The sequence below is a fragment of the Stenotrophomonas sp. YIM B13575 genome, assembly GCF_042787595.1.
In the GTDB taxonomy this organism is placed as follows: domain Bacteria; phylum Pseudomonadota; class Gammaproteobacteria; order Xanthomonadales; family Xanthomonadaceae; genus Stenotrophomonas; species Stenotrophomonas lactitubi_B.
Genome location: NZ_JBHZOP010000056.1, coordinates 1 through 14,808 on the forward strand (window position 1 = coordinate 1; position 14,808 = coordinate 14,808).

Here is a 14,808-nt window from a genome sequence, read left to right on the forward strand (position 1 = left end):
GCCCACCCGCCCCGCCTCTGACAGTTTCCTGCGCGCGGCCAGCCACGGAAGAAAGAAAGAAAAGCAAAAGCGGGTCGCTCGCTCGCGTCTTCCGCGCCTTTGTAGAGCCGAGCCATGCTCGGCTGCTTTTCGCCTGAAAACCCCCGCGCTTCGCGCGACAGCCGAGCATGGCTCGGCTCTACAGAAGCGCGTCATCCACGCCGCAGGTCGCGGGAAACTGTCGAAGGCGGGGTACTGTGGGTTTGCGGGGTGTGAGCCGCATGGATGCGGCGACCAAGCCTACAAGGACGTACTTGCGGCGTCCCCGCAAACCCACAGTACCCCGCCATCCCACGGAATGCCGCTGTTGCTGTTGCTGTTGCTGTTGCTTCGGCTGTTGCCTCTGCAGGTGCAGGGCTGCAAGCCCTGCCGAAAACCCTTACCCCGCCATCAACGCTTCGATCTCGTCGGCGCTGCGTTCCAGGCCTTCGGTCAACACCCGATGTCCGTCGTCGGTGATCAGCACGTCATCTTCGGTACGGATGCCGATGCCGCGCCAGCGCGGTTCCACCGTCGTGTCGTCCACGCCGATGTACAGCCCCGGCTCGATGGTGAAGGCCATGCCCGGCTCCAGCAGGCGCGAATCGCCGGCCAGGCGGTAGTCGCCTACGTCGTGCACATCCAGTCCGATCCAGTGACCGGTCTTGTGCCGGTAGAAACGCTGGTACAAGCCTTCGGTGAGATTCTTTTCCAATGTGCCCTTCAACAGGCCCAGTTGCAGCAGCCCCTCGGTAAGAGTCTGCACCGCCGCCAGATGGCCCATTTCGTACGCCACGCCGGGCTTGGCCTGGGCCAGTGCCGCCGCCTGCGCCGCGCCCACCAGATCATGCAGCGCGCGCTGCTCGGCGCTGAAACGACCGTTGACCGGGAACGTGCGGGTGATGTCGCTGGCATAGCCGCGATACTCGGCACCGGCATCGATCAACACCAGTTCGCCGTCGCGCGAGCGTGCGTTGTTGTCGCGGTAATGCAGGATGCAGGCGTTGCGGCCGGCACCGACGATGCTGCAGTACGCAGGCACCGCGTCGTTGGCGCGGAACACCCGCTCCAGCTCGGCCTGCAGTTCGTACTCGTGAATGCCGGCCTTCGCGGCCTGCATGGCGGCACGGTGCGACAGCACGCTGATGTCGGCCGCGCGCTGCATCAACGCCACCTCGGCACCGGACTTGAACAACCGCTGCTCGTGCAGCAGATGGCCCAGTTCCAGGAACTCATGCGGCGGCTGCGCACCGTGGCGCACCTGCGAACGTACGCGGTTCACCCAGCCGATCAGCTTCAGGTCGAAATCCGCATCGCGGCCGAAGTGGTAGTACACCCGCGACCGCCCTTCCAGCAGGCCCGGCAGGATGTCGTCCAGATCGGTAATCGGGTAGGCATCGTCCATCGCGAACTGGGCCACGGCGCCGTCCTGGCCGGCGCGCCCCCCATCCCAGGCTTCGCGCTCGGGATCACGCTCGCGGCAGAACAGGATGGCTTCGCCGTGGCGGCGGCCGGGAATCAGCACCAGCACCGCTTCCGGCTCCGGGAAGCCGGTCAGGTACTGGAAATCCGAATCCTGGCGGTACGGATAATGGGTATCGAGGCTGCGCACCTTCTCCGATGCCGCCGGCAGCACCAGGATCGCGTCTTCGCCCGCCATGTCCATCAGTTGCCGGCGGCGACGCTTGTACTCGCCGGCAGCGATGCCGGTGCGCTGCTTGATATCCATCAGTTCAGGCGCTGCCGATGGCGCGCGGCCAGCACCACGTCACCGTGCAGCAGCAGCACCGCCACGCGGATGAATTCTTCGATCTCCGACAGGGCTTCGTCGTCATCATCACCGCCGGCTTCGAAGTCCTCGCTCGAGGCGCGGGCCAGGCTGGCCAGGTCGTTCAGCGCCTCCTCGCCTTCTTCGGACAGGGTCGGCCGGTGGCCGCCGCTGCCAAGGCCGAAGCCGCCCAGGAAGGAACGGGTCCAGCTGAACATGGCGTCCGCCTGCGCGGCCACGTCACTGCTGTCGGTCAACAGCAGCTCGAAGGCGAAGTCACGGTCTTCCAGCTGCTTGATGGTGGCCTCCAGCAACTGCGCCAGCGCACTGTCGGCAGCCACCTGCGGCAGATTGTCGTCGGCCAGCACGCGCGCCGGCCAGTCGTTGCCGGGGGCACCGCCGGCGGCCAGCCAGCCGCACAGCCCGCCATGCAGCTCGGCAGCAGTGGCGCCCAGGCCCAGTTCCTGGCTGGCGCGGGTAACGTCGTCGACGGAGGGAAGTTCGGTCATCGTGCGGCTCGTTCGGAAGGGAAACTGCGGAGCGCGCACGCGCGCGCCCGTGAGCCGGGTAGTGTAGCAATCTGTCCGCCTGCGCTTCGTGGCCGTCAGGCCCTGCTGCGACAGTGCTTGACCGCCCTGACCCGGCTTGCCTATCGTGCGGGCATGGAACCCGCCGATCCCCTTGCCCAGTTGCAGGCCTTCGCCGCCCGTGTGGAGGCGTTGCTCGACCGCAACCAGCGGCTGGCCGAGGAGAACCGCAGCCTGCGCCACCAGCAGGAACAGCTGGTGGCCGAGCGCTCGACGCTGCTGGCCAAGAACGAACAGGCGCGGTCGCGGGTGGAAGCGATGATCACCCGGCTCAAGTCCCTGGAGCAGCACACATGAGTGCCGAACCGGTCAGCGTCCGTATCCTCGACCGTGAATACACGGTCGGCGTCGGTGGTGATGAACGCGACAGCCTGATGGCGGCCGCCCGCCTGCTGGATGCGCGCATGCGCGAGATCCGTGGCAGCAACCGGATGGCCGCGGTCGACCGCATCGCGGTGCTGGCAGCGCTCAATCTGGCGCACGAGCTGCAGCTGCTGCGCGACGAGAACGCCCGCCAGGCGGTTGCCCTGCAACAGACCCTGGCCGACCTGAACCGGCGTCTGGACCGGGCAATCGACAGCAGCACGTGAGAAAGGCGCGTATTGCGCCTTCTCTTTTCTGAATTGGCACGCACTGTTGCCGACGAACGGCCTATCCAGATCACCCGCGGTAGCTATAATGGCCACGCGTTCTCTGCGGTACTCGACGGCATGTGCAAACATTCGCCTTGTCCCTTAAGAACGACACCGGGAGCGCGACAGCGCCGGGAGTGCAGGTCCGCCTCGTAGCGGGAAGCCCGATGGTTCTCCAGCGTTCCCACTTGAGCCCCCGGGTTCAAGGTCGTTTCGCATGCATCGACATTGCGGAGAATGCAATATTCCAGCAAGGGCGGCGTCTTCGGGCGTCGCCCTTGTTCTTTCCGGCACAATGACGGCTGATCCTTGCCGCACGCTGCCATGACCGACCCGCGACAGGCCCTGCGCCACAACCTGCGGCAACGCCGCCGCGACCTTTCCGCCCCCGCCCGTATCGCCGCTGCCGAATCGCTGGCCGATGCGCTGCTCGCGCTGCCGTTCGCCCCGCGCGAAGGCGCCGTGGCCGGCTACTGGGCGCTGGATGGCGAAATTGCCCTGCACCGCTGGCAGCTGCAACTGCCCGACACGCTGCGCTACTGCCTGCCCGTGCTGCACGGCGACGTGCTGCGCTTCGCGCCCTGGCGCCCCGGCCAGCCGTTGACCAGCAACCGTTACGGCATCCCCGAACCGGACATCGCCATCGAAGACACCCTGGAACCAGCGCAGATGGAACTGGTGGTGACGCCGCTGGTGGGCTTCGACGCACAGTGCCGGCGGCTGGGCATGGGAGGCGGCTGGTATGATCGCAGCTTCGCCTTCCGCCATGATCGGCCGGCGCCACCCTGGCTGGTCGGCGCGGCATTCTCGGTGCAGCAGGTCGAGTCCTTGCCGGTTGCGTCCTGGGACGTGGCGGTGGATGCGATCTGCACTGAAGCCGGCACCCTGCTCCCTTCCGCTGCCCCCGTGAACGCATGACCGCCCGCAAGCGCTACTGGCTGATGAAGTCCGAACCGGACGCCTTTTCCATCGATGACCTGGCCAAGGTCAAGGTTGAACCCTGGAACGGCGTGCGCAACTACCAGGCGCGCAATTTCATGCGCGATGGCATGCAGGTCGGCGACGGCATCCTGTTCTACCACTCCAATACCAAGGTGCCCGGCATCGTCGGCCTGGCCACGGTGGCCAGCGCGGCCTACCCGGATGACACCCAGTTCGATCCGAAATCCGACTACCACGACCCCAAGAGCACGCGCGAGAACCCGCGCTGGATGCTGGTGGACGTGGCCTTCGACCGCAAGCTGAAGCAGGTGATCGCGCTGGACGAGATCAAGCTGCATGCCGAGGAACTCGGCGAAGGCTTCCCGCTGGTTGCCAAGGGCAACCGCCTGTCGGTGTTCCCGGTGACCGCCACGCAGTGGAAGCTGCTGCTGTCGCTGGAAAAGAAATCCTGATTCCCTGCCTGAGAGCTCCCCGCAATGTCTGAAGCCAAGCGCCTGGCCGCCGAAAAGGCCATCGAGTACGTCGAAGACGGCATGATCGTCGGTGTCGGTACCGGTTCCACCGTCGCCTATTTCATCGATGCACTGGCCCGCATCCAGCATCGCATCAAGGGTGCGGTATCCAGTTCCGAGCAGAGCACTGCGCGCCTGAAGCAGCATGGCATCGAGGTGATCGAGCTGAACCATACCGGCACCCTGTCGCTGTACGTGGATGGCGCCGACGAGTGCGATGCCAACAAGTGCCTGATCAAGGGCGGTGGCGCTGCACTCACGCGCGAGAAGATCATCGCCGAGGCCAGCGAGCGCTTCGTCTGCATCGTCGACCCGAGCAAGCAGGTGCCGGTGCTGGGCAAGTTCCCGCTGCCGGTGGAAGTGATCCCGATGGCACGCAGCCTGGTCGCCCGCCAGATCCGCGACATGACCGGCGGCCAGCCGACCTGGCGCGAAGGCGTGGTGACCGACAACGGCAACCAGATCCTGGACATCCACAACCTGCAGATCACCGACCCGGAAAAGCTGGAGCGCGAGCTCAACCAGCTGCCGGGCGTGGTCTGTGTCGGCCTGTTCGCGCGCCGCCGTGCCGATGTGGTGATCGTCGGCGGCGAGCCGCCGATCGTGCTCTGACCCTTTCGAAGGACCCTACGATGTCGTTGCTGCGCTCCCTGTTGATGCTTCCGCTGCTGGCCCTGACCGGCTGCGCCACCGATGCCGCCCGCCACTGGGTGGAACTGGGCGGCGCACGCTATGACGTTGAACTGGCCACCAACGATGAAACCCGTGCGCGTGGGTTGATGTTCCGCGACCAGATGGCCGAGGACCACGGCATGCTGTTCGTGCATGACCGCGAGGAAATGCAGGCGTACTGGATGAAGAACACCAAGATCGCGCTGGACATCCTGTACTTCGACAGCGAGCGCAAGCTGGTGAGCCAGCAGCGCGACGTGCCGCCGTGCTCGGCCGGCGACATGTGCCCGCCCTACCCCAGCGGCGGTCCGGCGCGCTTCGTGCTGGAGCTCAATGCCGGCCAGGCGGAGAAGCTCAAGCTGAAGGATGGGACCGAGCTGATCTTCGGCCCGGGCATCGAGAAGTAGGGGTCGGCCGGGCTGCGCCCGGCACCCGCCGAATCGACATCAAGTGCAACATCTGGGCGACCGAGGGATGGCGGGGCGATGTGGGCTTGCAGGACACGCCGTAAACCCATCCCTGGGGGCTCGTAGGCGCCATCCATGGCGCCTGCGGTCCTGCAAGCCCACACCGCCCCACCTCTGACAGTTTCCCGCTGCTGTTGGTGGGTGTCGACCTGGGTCGACACGGTAGATCCACGCCATGCGTGGATGGAAGGACGATGACGTGATGAATTCACGCAGCACTGCTTGAAACCGCCTGCGATTGCCGCCAGTCTGTGGACATGCAGGACCGGATCACACTCCCCGACTGGGATGCACTGGCCGCCTTCGACGACGAGGCGCTGCCACTGCTGCCGACCGCGCTGCTGATCGCGCGCGATGAATATCCCGATCTGCAGCCGTCGACCTACGATGCGCTGGTGCAGAGCCACGTCGAGCACCTGCGCGCCGAGGTGGACAGCATCGAGCACAGCCCGCTGAAGATGGCGGCCATCAACCGGCATCTGTTCGATGAGCTGGGCTACAGCGGCGACCACCAGGAGTATTACGACCCGCGCAACAGCTACCTCAACCAGGTGTTCGAGCGCCGTCTGGGCAATCCGATCTCGCTGGCGCTGGTGCAGATGGAAGTGGCGCGACGGCTGGGCATTCCACTGGACGGCGTGTCATTCCCCGGTCATTTCCTGGTGCGCCTGCCGGTCGACGATGGCGTGCTGGTGATGGACCCGTTCAACGGTGGCCGCCCGCTGGACGTGGACGAACTGCGCGAACGCGCCAAGTCGCACCTGGGCGGGCAGATGCCCGACGACCAGGTGCTGGCGCAGATCCTCGATCCTGCACCGAGCCGCGCGATCCTGATCCGCATGCTGCGCAACCTGCATGGGGTCTATGCCGAGGCCAGCGAGTGGGATCGTGCTGCGCGCAGTGCCGACCGCCTGCTCAAGCTCGCCCCCGAACAGGACGATGCCCTGCGTGACCGCGGCCTGGCCTATCTGCAGCTGGACTACCTGGCCGGCGCCCGCAACGACCTGGGCCTGTACCTGAAGCGCAATCCCGAGGCCAGCGACGCGCAATGGCTGCGCGAGAAGCTGATCGGCCTCGGCGGGCCGGCACCGCGGCTGCATTGAGTGAGGTTGTCGGGTGTGTGGACCAACGGTCCACACCCACAGGAGGGCCTGGCGGCACCTCCCTCAATCGATCTCGACCATCTCGAAATCGTCCTTGGTCACGCCGCAATCCGGGCACGTCCAGGTCTCGGGAATGTCTTCCCAGCGCGTGCCCGGGGCAATGCCCTCCTCCGGCAGCCCATCCGCTTCGCGGTACAGGAATCCGCAGACCACGCACATCCAGGTACGCAGGGTGGTGGGGGTGGCTTCGCTCATCGGATAATCAGGGCTGGATTCACGGGCCGCCATTGTCCCATCGCGGTCCACTCACCGGTAGCCATCGATGACTTCTGCTTCCCCGACGCCCCGCGGCGTCTACCTGATCACCCCGGATGAACCCGATACCGCTCGCCTGCTGGCGCGCACCGCGCCGCTGCTGGCTGCCGGTGCCACCTGGCTGCAGTACCGCAACAAGACCGCCAGCGATGCCCTGCGGCGGGAACAGGCCACGGCCCTGCAGGCCTTGTGCGCCGCCCATGGCGTGCCGCTGATCGTCAACGACGACCCGGCGCTGGCCCAGGCCATCGGCGCGGCCGGCGTGCACCTGGGCGGCACCGACGGCGACATCTCCGCCGCCCGCAGCCTGCTCGGCCCCGACGCCATCATCGGTGCCTCCTGCTACGACCAGCTCGCCAACGCCGAGCGCGCCGTGGCTGCCGGCGCCAGCTACGTGGCCTTCGGCGCGTTCTTCCCCACCACCACCAAGGTCACCAGCAGCCGCGCCCACACCGACCTGCTGCGGCAAAGCGCCGCACTGGGCGTGCCGCGGGTGGCGATTGGCGGCCTCAGCCCGGACAATGTCGGTCCCATCATCGATGCCGGCGCCGATCTGCTGGCCGTGGTCAGCGGCATCTACGCCGCGCAGGACCCGGTCGCGACCCAGCGCGCCTACCTCGCCCGTTTCGATACGCCGCAGTAATACCCAGGAAACCCCATGAACCACGACCAGTCCCACGCCCTGTTCTCCCGCGCCCAGGCATTGCTGCCTGGCGGCGTCAACTCACCGGTGCGCGCGTTCAAGTCGGTCGGCGGCGAACCCTTCTTCGTCGAGCGCGCCGACGGCGCCTACCTGTACGACGTCGACGGCAACCGCTACATCGACTACGTGGGTTCGTGGGGCCCGATGATCGTCGGCCACAACCACACCACCGTACGCCAGGCGGTGAAGAAGGCAATCGACAACGGCCTGTCGTTCGGTGCGCCGTGCGCAGCGGAAGTGACCATGGCCGAGACCATCACCCGCCTGGTGCCGTCGTGCGAGATGGTGCGCATGGTGAATTCCGGCACCGAAGCCACCCTGTCGGCGATCCGCCTGGCGCGCGGTGCCACCGGCCGCAACTGCATCGTCAAGTTCGAAGGCTGCTATCACGGCCACGGCGACTCGTTCCTGGTCAAGGCCGGCAGCGGCATGCTGACCCTGGGCGTGCCGACCTCGCCCGGCGTGCCGGCCGGCCTGAGCGAACTGACCCTGACCTTGCCCTACAACGACTTCGAGGCGGCCACCGCCTTGTTCGAGGCCCGCGGCAGCGAGGTCGCCGGCCTGATCATCGAACCGGTGGTCGGCAACGCCAACTGCATTCCGCCGCGCGAAGGCTACCTGCAGCACCTGCGCGCGCTGTGCACGCAGTACGGCGCCCTGCTGATCTTCGACGAAGTGATGACCGGTTTCCGCGTTGCCCTGGGTGGTGCGCAGGCGCACTACGGCATCACCCCAGACCTGACCACCTTCGGCAAGATCATCGGTGGCGGCATGCCGGTGGGTGCCTACGGCGGCCGTCGTGAGCTGATGCAGCAGATCGCCCCGGCCGGCCCGATCTACCAGGCCGGTACGCTCAGCGGCAATCCGGTGGCGATGGCCGCCGGCCTGGCCATGCTGGAGCTGATCCAGCAGCCGGGTTTCCACGACGATCTGAGCGCGCGCGCCGCACGCCTGTGCGCGGGCCTGGAAGCGGCCGCCGCCGATGCCGGCGTGGCGGTGACCACCACCCAGGTGGGCGCGATGTTCGGGCTGTTCTTCACCAGCGAAAAGGTGGAGACCTATGCCCAGGCCACGGCCTGCGACATCCCGGCGTTCAACCGCTTCTTCCACGCGATGCTGGACCAGGGCGTGTTCCTGGCACCGTCGGCGTACGAAGCCGGCTTCCTGTCCAGCGCCCACGATGATGCGGTGATCGAAGCGACGCTGGCAGCGGCGCGCGTGGCGTTCAAGGCGGCCAAGGGCTGAGATCGGGCCCCGGCAGGTGCCGACCTTGGTCGGCATGGCCTTGCACCGTATCCACGCATGGCGTGGATCTACCAGGCTGCGTGCGGCGTTCCACCTGTAGAGCCGAGCCGTGCTCGGCTTACCGCGCGGAGCGCGGAGAGCAGTCGAGCATGGCTCGACTCTACAGACGGCATCAACCGAAGACGAACTTGCCCTTCATCATTGCGAAGTGGCCGGGGAACGAGCAGAAGAAGGTGTAATCACCGCCCTTCTGCAGGCCCTTCGTGGAAAAACGCACGCGGGTGGTCTCGCCACCACCGATCACCTTGGTGTGGGCCAGAACACGCTTGTCGGCCTTCGGCAGGTAGCTGTCGGCCAGGGTCATGCGCATGCCCGCCATCGCCACCGGCTGGTAGTCAGCGCTGCGGGTCAGCACCCAGTTGTGGCCCATCGCGGTGGCGGCCAGCTTGCCGGTGTGGCGCAGGGTCAGGTCCACTTCGCTGCAATCGGCGGCCACCTTGATCTCGCGGCTGCTGAAACTCATCTGGTCGGTGCTGTCGATGCTCACCGCACACACGCGCGCCATCGCCGACGGCGCCAGCATCAACGCGCCCAGTCCCACCGCTACCATCCAAGCCTTCATCATCGCGTCTCCTGCAGGTTCGATGGCCATTCTAGGCAGCGGCCTGCGCGCCCGGCTGCGACCGTGTGTCGCAGTCGGGGTCCAGGGTTTGCGTGGGGATACGGCAATGGCATGCTCGACGGATGCGGATCGACCTTCTCCTGCTCGATGTCGATGGCGTGCTGGTGCACTACCAGCGCGCGCAGCGCGTGCTGCATCTGGCGCAGGCGCTGGACGTGCCGACCGCGCACGTGCAGGCCGCGCTGTACGACAGCGGACTGGAAGCGGCACACGACAGCGGCACGCTGGATGGCGCGCGCTATCTGGCCCGGCTTGGCGAACTGCTCGGCACAACGGTAACGCTGCCAACCTGGATCGCCGCACGGCAGGTGGCCAGCCACCCGCAACTGCCGGTACTGCAACGGCTGCAGGCACTGCAGGTGCCGATCGCGGTGCTGACCAACAACGGTGCGTTGATGGCACAGGCGCTGCCGACGCTGCTGCCGCAGCTGTTTCCTGCATTGCAGGATCGCGTGTTCTGCAGCGCGGATTTCGGCCTGCGCAAACCTGCGCCGGAGGTGTTCCTGCGCACGCTCGCAGCCCTCGGCGTGGCACCGGCGCACACGCTGTTCGTCGATGACCTGTTCGCCAACGTGCGCGGCGCGCGCGCGGCGGGCCTGCACGCGGAAACCGTGCAGGACGGACGCGGACTGGGCAAGGTTCTGAAGCGCTACGCGGTGCGGTGATCCGCAATTCTGTAGAGCCGAGCCCATGCTCGGCTGCTGTTGCCTGACATCGCGATGAGCCGAGCATGGGCTCGGCTCTACGGAGGTTCCGACCCCGACGTCAGGGCTTCAGCGTGCGGCGACGAACGCGGCAATCGCCGCGCGCAGGCGCTTGAGGCCTTCGGCCACTTCCTCGTCGGTGATGTTCAGCGACGGCACGAAGCGCAGCACGTCCGGACCGGCCTGCAGGGTCAGCAGGCCCTGCTCGGCGGCGTGGTCGAGGATCACCCCGGCCTGGCCAGCAAAGTCCTTGCTCAGCACCGCGCCCAGCATCAGGCCGCGGCCGCGCACTTCGCTGAACACCTTGAACTCGTCGTTGATGCGGGCGAAGCCATCACGCAGCGCCTTCGACTGGCGGCTGACATTGGCGGCGATTTCCGCCGAGGCCAGCTTGCGCAGCGCCACGCGGGCGACGGCCGCGGCCAACGGATTGCCACCGAAGGTGGTGCCGTGGGCACCGAACTGCATGGTCTCGGCCACCTTCGGGCCGGCCAGCATCGCACCGATCGGGAAGCCGCCACCGAGCGCCTTGGCCAGGGTCACCATGTCCGGCACCACGTCGTCCTGCCAGTGCGCGAACAGCGTACCGGTACGGCCCATGCCAGCCTGGATCTCGTCCAGCACCAGCAGTGCGTTGTGCTGGTCGCACAGCTCGCGCACGCGCTTGAGGAAACCGGACTTGGCCGGCATCACCCCGCCCTCGCCCTGGATCGGCTCCAGCATCACCGCCGCCACGTCACCGGCGGCCATCGCCGTTTCCAGCTGCACCTCATCATTGAAGTCGATGTAGCGGAAGCCCCCGGGCAGCGGCTCGTAGCCTTCCTGGTACTTCGGCTGCGCGGTGGCGGTCACCGCGCCCATGGTGCGGCCATGGAAGCTGCCACGGAAGGTGATGATCACGCGCTTGTCGGCCGGACGGCCCTGGCTGGAGGCCCACTTGCGGACCATCTTGATCGCCACTTCATTGGCTTCGGCGCCGGAGTTGCACAGGAACACACGCTCGGCGAAGCGGCTGGCCTTCACCAGTTCCTCGGCAAGGTGCAGCGGCGGCGCGCTGTAGAACACGTTGCTGGTGTGCCACAGCTTGCCGGCCTGTTCGACCAGTGCGGCGACCAGGTCCGGATCGTTGTGGCCCAGGCCGCACACGGCGATGCCGGCGGCCAGGTCGATGAACTCACGGCCCTGGCTGTCCCACACGCGGGCGCCCTGGCCTCGCTCCAGCACCACCTGGCGGGGCTTGTACACCGGCAGGTAGTAGTGCGACAGGGAGATCAGCGGATCGGTAGCGGCGGTCATGGCAGTCGGCAGGGTTCAGGAACGCCCATTCTCGCGCCGGAACCGGTGCGGCACAATGCGCGCATGCGACCGTTTTCCGCCCCCCAGCTGAACCCCGCCACCGAGACCGGCTGGCGCCGCCGATGGTTCGACATCATCTATCGCCACGACAGCCGGCCCTCGCGCAATTTCGACCTGCTGCTGGTGTACGCGATCATCGCCAGCGTGCTGGTGGTGATGTTCGACAGCGTGCAGCGTTTCCACATCGCCCACGCCGACTGGCTGTACGTGCTGGAATGGGGCTTCACCATCCTGTTCACCGCCGAATACGTGCTGCGCCTGGCGGTAGTGAAGCGACCGCTGCGCTATGCGGTGAGCATCTGGGGCATCATCGACCTGGCCTCGATCCTGCCGACCTACCTGTCGCTGTTCATTCCCGGTGCGCAGAGCCTGCTGGTGGTGCGCGCACTGCGCATCCTGCGTGTGTTCCGCATCCTCAAGCTGACCCGCTACATCGAAGAAAGCGGCGTGCTGATGCAGTCGCTGTGGCGCAGCCGGCGCAAGATCCTGCTGTTCCTGTTCACGGTGGTCACCATCACGATCATTGCCGGCACCCTGATGTACGTGATCGAGGGCCCGAACCATGGCTTCACCAGCATCCCCAGCAGCATGTACTGGGCGGTGGTGACGATGGCCACGGTCGGCTTCGGCGACATCGTGCCGCAGACCGTGCTCGGCCGCTTCGTCACCTCGGTGCTGATCCTGATCGGTTACAGCATCATCGCCGTGCCCACCGGCATCTACACCGCCGAGCTGGCCAGCACTATGCGCGATGCCGAACTGGCCGCGCGTCGCGATGCCCGTGGCTGCCCGCACTGCGGCCTGGAAGGCCACGAACCGGATGCGCGGTACTGCCGCAAGTGCGGCGGACCGTTGCCGGATACGTTCAGCCACTGACGCGGATGCCGGTCAGCGGCCGGCACTACCAATGCCTGCGACAGTAGGTCCACGCCATGCGTGGATGCAACGTGCTGCATCCACGCATGGGGTCGATCCACCGGCGCAATCCATGCCGTTGCAGGTGGTCAGCAGGTTGCTGGTGGGCAGCAGATCGTTGCAGGCCGCGACCACCCTCGACGGTATCCCTCAAAGTGCGCGGCCCCGGGGCGCCTCATCCAGTTCGTGCAGGGCTGGAGAGGCGCTGGCGTGCCGGTTACTGGCGGTTGCTCTGGAAAACGAGCGAGTTGTATTCCTGCATCAGCTTGCCGGCAGAACCACGCGGCGCCATCGAGGGCGAATCAAGCATGCGTCGTTCGAAGTCGGTGTAGGGCGTGTTGGCGCTGACGCGCTGCAGCCGCTCCTTGCCTTCACGGCGGAAGTTCTCGGCCTCGCGTTCGAAGCTGTTCCAGTCCAGCTTGCCCGGCTCCTGGTCGGCGACCTTGGCATGCGCTTCATCGGAAATGCGGTTGAAGGCATCCAGGCGTTCGCGCGCCTTGGCCTGATCGAAGTCGTCCCCGGTCATCAGCTCCACGATGGTCTTGGCTTCCAGCATCATCGCCAGACGGTAGTACTCGCGCGTGCGCCCTTCGGCCTGTTCCAGCGCTTTGAGCTGTTCGCGCTGGGCAGCGTCGTTCTGGCGCTCCAGTTCGGCGTTGAACGTTTCACTGGCAACCACGAAATCCTTGAAGGCGGTCATCAATGGCGCATGCAGCTGCTTGCCCTTGGCAAACCTGTCGTCTTCGTAGTCCTGACGCTCGTAGTAGTCGTGGGCTTCCTTGCTGATCGGCACCAGTGCCTTCAGCGCCTGCTGGTACTGACCTGCAGCGGCATCAAGATCGGCAAGCGCCGGCTTGGCGGCGATCGCTTCGGACACGGGGGCGTCGCATTGCTTCATGTCGTAATCGCTGATCTCGAACGGTCCGTACACGTTCGTCTCGCGACCGCTCGGGCCGGCGTCCACGTCCTTGATCCAGCGCGTATAGGACTGGATGCTGCCGTGCGTTTTCGAATCAAGCGCGTTGAAGCAGCCGATGTAGGCGTTGAGCTTCGCGGTCAACTGCTGCTGGGCGTCGGCCGGCGCCGCGCTGGCCTCCTGCTTTGCGGAAGAACCCGCGCCGCCGGCGGCTGTGGGCGTCTTGTCGCCACAGGCGGCCAGGATCAACGACAACGAAGCGGCCAGCGCCGCAATGGAAAGAGTACGTGACATGGGCTCACATCCCTGTTGGAAACGATTACAGCCGCGCATTCTAGCGCAGCGGGCCGAGGCTGACAGCGCCCACCCCGCTCCCGTAAACCAAGATCAATCCAGGAACAGATCCGGCAGCAACGGACGCGACGCATCCACCGCGTACCCGGAAAGATCGGTCACGCCGACTTCCGCCAGCACCTCGTCATCGATCAGGAAACGGCCATGGAAGCCGGCCGCCTCGCGCACCAGCACCGCGTGCGCAGCATCGGCCATGATCTGCGGCGTGCGGCAGCCGCCGATGTCCACACCGGGAATCATGTTGATCGCATCGGTCGCAATGACCGTGCGCGGCCACAACGCATTGACCGCCACGCCCTGCGGGCCGAACTCGGCGGCCAGGCCGAGAGTGACGAAGCTCATGCCCATCTTCGCCAGCGTGTAGCCAGTGTGCGCGCCCCACCACTTTGGATCGAGGCTCGGCGGCGGTGCGAGGGTCAGGATGTGCGGGTTCGGCGCCTGCAGCAGGTACGGCAGGCAGGCCTGTGCGCAGAGGAAACTGCCGCGCGAATTGACCTGCTGCATCAGGTCGAAGCGCTTCATCGGCGTGTCCAGGGTGCCGCGCAACCAGATGGCGCTGGCGTTGTTGACCAGGATGTCGATGCCACCGAAGGTGTCCACGGTGGCGGCAACCGCTGCCTGCACCTGGTCTTCTTCACGGATGTCGCACTTCAGCGCCAGGCCCTGGCCACCGGCTGCGGTGACGGCCTCGGCGGCACTGTGGATGGTGCCCGGCAGCTTCGGATTGGGCACCGACGACTTGGCAGCAATGGCGACGTTGGCGCCGTCGCGCGCGGCGCGCAACGCAATGGCCAGGCCGATGCCGCGCGAGGCACCGGTGATGAAAAGGGTTTTGCCCTGCAGACTGCCCACGTTCCACACTCCAGCGTATGCAATGAGCCGCTAGTATGCCGCGCCGACGCGGAGTTCACTGCACG

Annotated in this window: 18 protein-coding genes and 1 other RNA gene; 12 read left to right on the top strand and 7 right to left on the bottom strand. The window is 66.5% G+C overall.

Annotation, left to right across the window (positions count from 1 at the left end; translation table 11 throughout):
* Nucleotides 1-418: 418 nt before the first annotated feature.
* Nucleotides 419-1,747 (bottom strand): aminopeptidase P N-terminal domain-containing protein, encoded by a 1,329-nt coding sequence (locus ACFX4F_RS10515; protein WP_380654918.1) that lies wholly within the window; start codon nt 1,745-1,747, stop codon nt 419-421.
* Nucleotides 1,747-2,295: a YecA family protein gene (locus tag ACFX4F_RS10520; RefSeq protein ID WP_089236676.1), complete on the bottom strand. Its 549-nt coding sequence runs from the start codon at nt 2,293-2,295 to the stop codon at nt 1,747-1,749. Before ACFX4F_RS10520 ends, ACFX4F_RS10515 begins: the two co-directional genes overlap by 1 nt.
* 153 nt (nt 2,296-2,448) lie before the next feature.
* On the opposite strand from ACFX4F_RS10520, the gene ACFX4F_RS10525 reads away from it, so the two are divergent.
* The 8 genes from ACFX4F_RS10525 to ACFX4F_RS10560 all read left to right on the top strand — a co-directional run bounded on the left by ACFX4F_RS10525 (nt 2,449) and on the right by ACFX4F_RS10560 (nt 6,701).
* Nucleotides 2,449-2,670, top strand: coding sequence for a TIGR02449 family protein (locus tag ACFX4F_RS10525; RefSeq protein ID WP_025874200.1), 222 nt, complete (start codon nt 2,449-2,451; stop codon nt 2,668-2,670).
* On the top strand, nt 2,667-2,963 hold the full coding sequence (locus ACFX4F_RS10530) for a cell division protein ZapA (protein WP_025874199.1): 297 nt from the start codon (nt 2,667-2,669) through the stop codon (nt 2,961-2,963). The genes ACFX4F_RS10525 and ACFX4F_RS10530 overlap by 4 nt, the downstream gene beginning before the upstream one ends.
* A 97-nt stretch (nt 2,964-3,060) precedes the next feature.
* Nucleotides 3,061-3,246: non-coding RNA, 6S RNA (gene ssrS, locus ACFX4F_RS10535), on the top strand.
* A gap of 83 nt (nt 3,247-3,329) precedes the next feature.
* The gene (locus ACFX4F_RS10540; RefSeq protein ID WP_380654923.1) at nt 3,330-3,923 is read left to right on the top strand and encodes a 5-formyltetrahydrofolate cyclo-ligase; all 594 of its coding nucleotides are present in this window, start codon (nt 3,330-3,332) and stop codon (nt 3,921-3,923) included.
* Nucleotides 3,920-4,399, top strand: coding sequence for an EVE domain-containing protein (locus ACFX4F_RS10545; RefSeq protein ID WP_089236678.1), 480 nt, complete (start codon nt 3,920-3,922; stop codon nt 4,397-4,399). Before ACFX4F_RS10540 ends, ACFX4F_RS10545 begins: the two co-directional genes overlap by 4 nt.
* A gap of 24 nt (nt 4,400-4,423) precedes the next feature.
* Nucleotides 4,424-5,071 (top strand): ribose-5-phosphate isomerase RpiA, encoded by a 648-nt coding sequence (gene rpiA, locus ACFX4F_RS10550; RefSeq protein ID WP_380654927.1) that lies wholly within the window; start codon nt 4,424-4,426, stop codon nt 5,069-5,071.
* Nucleotides 5,072-5,091: 20 nt separating this feature from the next.
* The gene (locus tag ACFX4F_RS10555) at nt 5,092-5,538 is read left to right on the top strand and encodes a DUF192 domain-containing protein (protein ID WP_099820805.1); all 447 of its coding nucleotides are present in this window, start codon (nt 5,092-5,094) and stop codon (nt 5,536-5,538) included.
* Nucleotides 5,539-5,855: 317 nt separating this feature from the next.
* Nucleotides 5,856-6,701 (top strand): SirB1 family protein, encoded by an 846-nt coding sequence (locus ACFX4F_RS10560; protein WP_380654932.1) that lies wholly within the window; start codon nt 5,856-5,858, stop codon nt 6,699-6,701.
* A gap of 63 nt (nt 6,702-6,764) precedes the next feature.
* Here the strand turns inward: ACFX4F_RS10560 and ACFX4F_RS10565 are convergent, their stop codons facing one another.
* A complete protein-coding gene (locus ACFX4F_RS10565; protein ID WP_025874193.1) occupies nt 6,765-6,989 on the bottom strand; it encodes a rubredoxin in 225 nt (74 codons plus the stop codon).
* Nucleotides 6,990-7,023: 34 nt separating this feature from the next.
* Between ACFX4F_RS10565 and thiE the strand changes: the two genes are divergently transcribed.
* Together thiE and hemL are read left to right on the top strand one after the other, a co-directional pair.
* Nucleotides 7,024-7,659 carry a thiamine phosphate synthase gene (thiE, locus tag ACFX4F_RS10570; protein WP_099820802.1) on the top strand — a complete coding sequence of 212 codons (636 nt, stop codon included), beginning with the start codon at nt 7,024-7,026 and terminating at the stop codon, nt 7,657-7,659.
* Nucleotides 7,660-7,674: 15 nt separating this feature from the next.
* The gene (hemL, locus tag ACFX4F_RS10575; protein ID WP_380654937.1) at nt 7,675-8,964 is read left to right on the top strand and encodes a glutamate-1-semialdehyde 2,1-aminomutase; all 1,290 of its coding nucleotides are present in this window, start codon (nt 7,675-7,677) and stop codon (nt 8,962-8,964) included.
* Nucleotides 8,965-9,136: 172 nt separating this feature from the next.
* Here the strand turns inward: hemL and azu are convergent, their stop codons facing one another.
* Nucleotides 9,137-9,586 (bottom strand): azurin, encoded by a 450-nt coding sequence (gene azu, locus ACFX4F_RS10580; protein WP_380654940.1) that lies wholly within the window; start codon nt 9,584-9,586, stop codon nt 9,137-9,139.
* Between the two features lie 122 nt (nt 9,587-9,708).
* Between azu and ACFX4F_RS10585 the strand changes: the two genes are divergently transcribed.
* Nucleotides 9,709-10,311: an HAD-IA family hydrolase gene (locus ACFX4F_RS10585; protein ID WP_380654943.1), complete on the top strand. Its 603-nt coding sequence runs from the start codon at nt 9,709-9,711 to the stop codon at nt 10,309-10,311.
* 108 nt (nt 10,312-10,419) lie between these two features.
* Here the strand turns inward: ACFX4F_RS10585 and ACFX4F_RS10590 are convergent, their stop codons facing one another.
* Nucleotides 10,420-11,646 carry an acetylornithine transaminase gene (locus ACFX4F_RS10590; RefSeq protein ID WP_380654946.1) on the bottom strand — a complete coding sequence of 409 codons (1,227 nt, stop codon included), beginning with the start codon at nt 11,644-11,646 and terminating at the stop codon, nt 10,420-10,422.
* Between the two features lie 63 nt (nt 11,647-11,709).
* Here ACFX4F_RS10590 and ACFX4F_RS10595 point away from each other — a divergent pair, with 63 nt between their 5' ends.
* Nucleotides 11,710-12,582, top strand: coding sequence for an ion transporter (locus ACFX4F_RS10595; RefSeq protein WP_380654949.1), 873 nt, complete (start codon nt 11,710-11,712; stop codon nt 12,580-12,582).
* Between the two features lie 256 nt (nt 12,583-12,838).
* Here ACFX4F_RS10595 and ACFX4F_RS10600 read toward each other — a convergent pair whose 3' ends face one another.
* Both ACFX4F_RS10600 and ACFX4F_RS10605 read right to left on the bottom strand, forming a co-directional pair.
* Nucleotides 12,839-13,831: a YiiG family protein gene (locus tag ACFX4F_RS10600; RefSeq protein WP_380654952.1), complete on the bottom strand. Its 993-nt coding sequence runs from the start codon at nt 13,829-13,831 to the stop codon at nt 12,839-12,841.
* 93 nt (nt 13,832-13,924) lie between these two features.
* Complete coding sequence (locus ACFX4F_RS10605) at nt 13,925-14,743, bottom strand: SDR family oxidoreductase (protein ID WP_380654955.1); 819 nt, start codon at nt 14,741-14,743, stop codon at nt 13,925-13,927.
* Between the last annotated feature and the right edge of the window lie 65 nt (nt 14,744-14,808).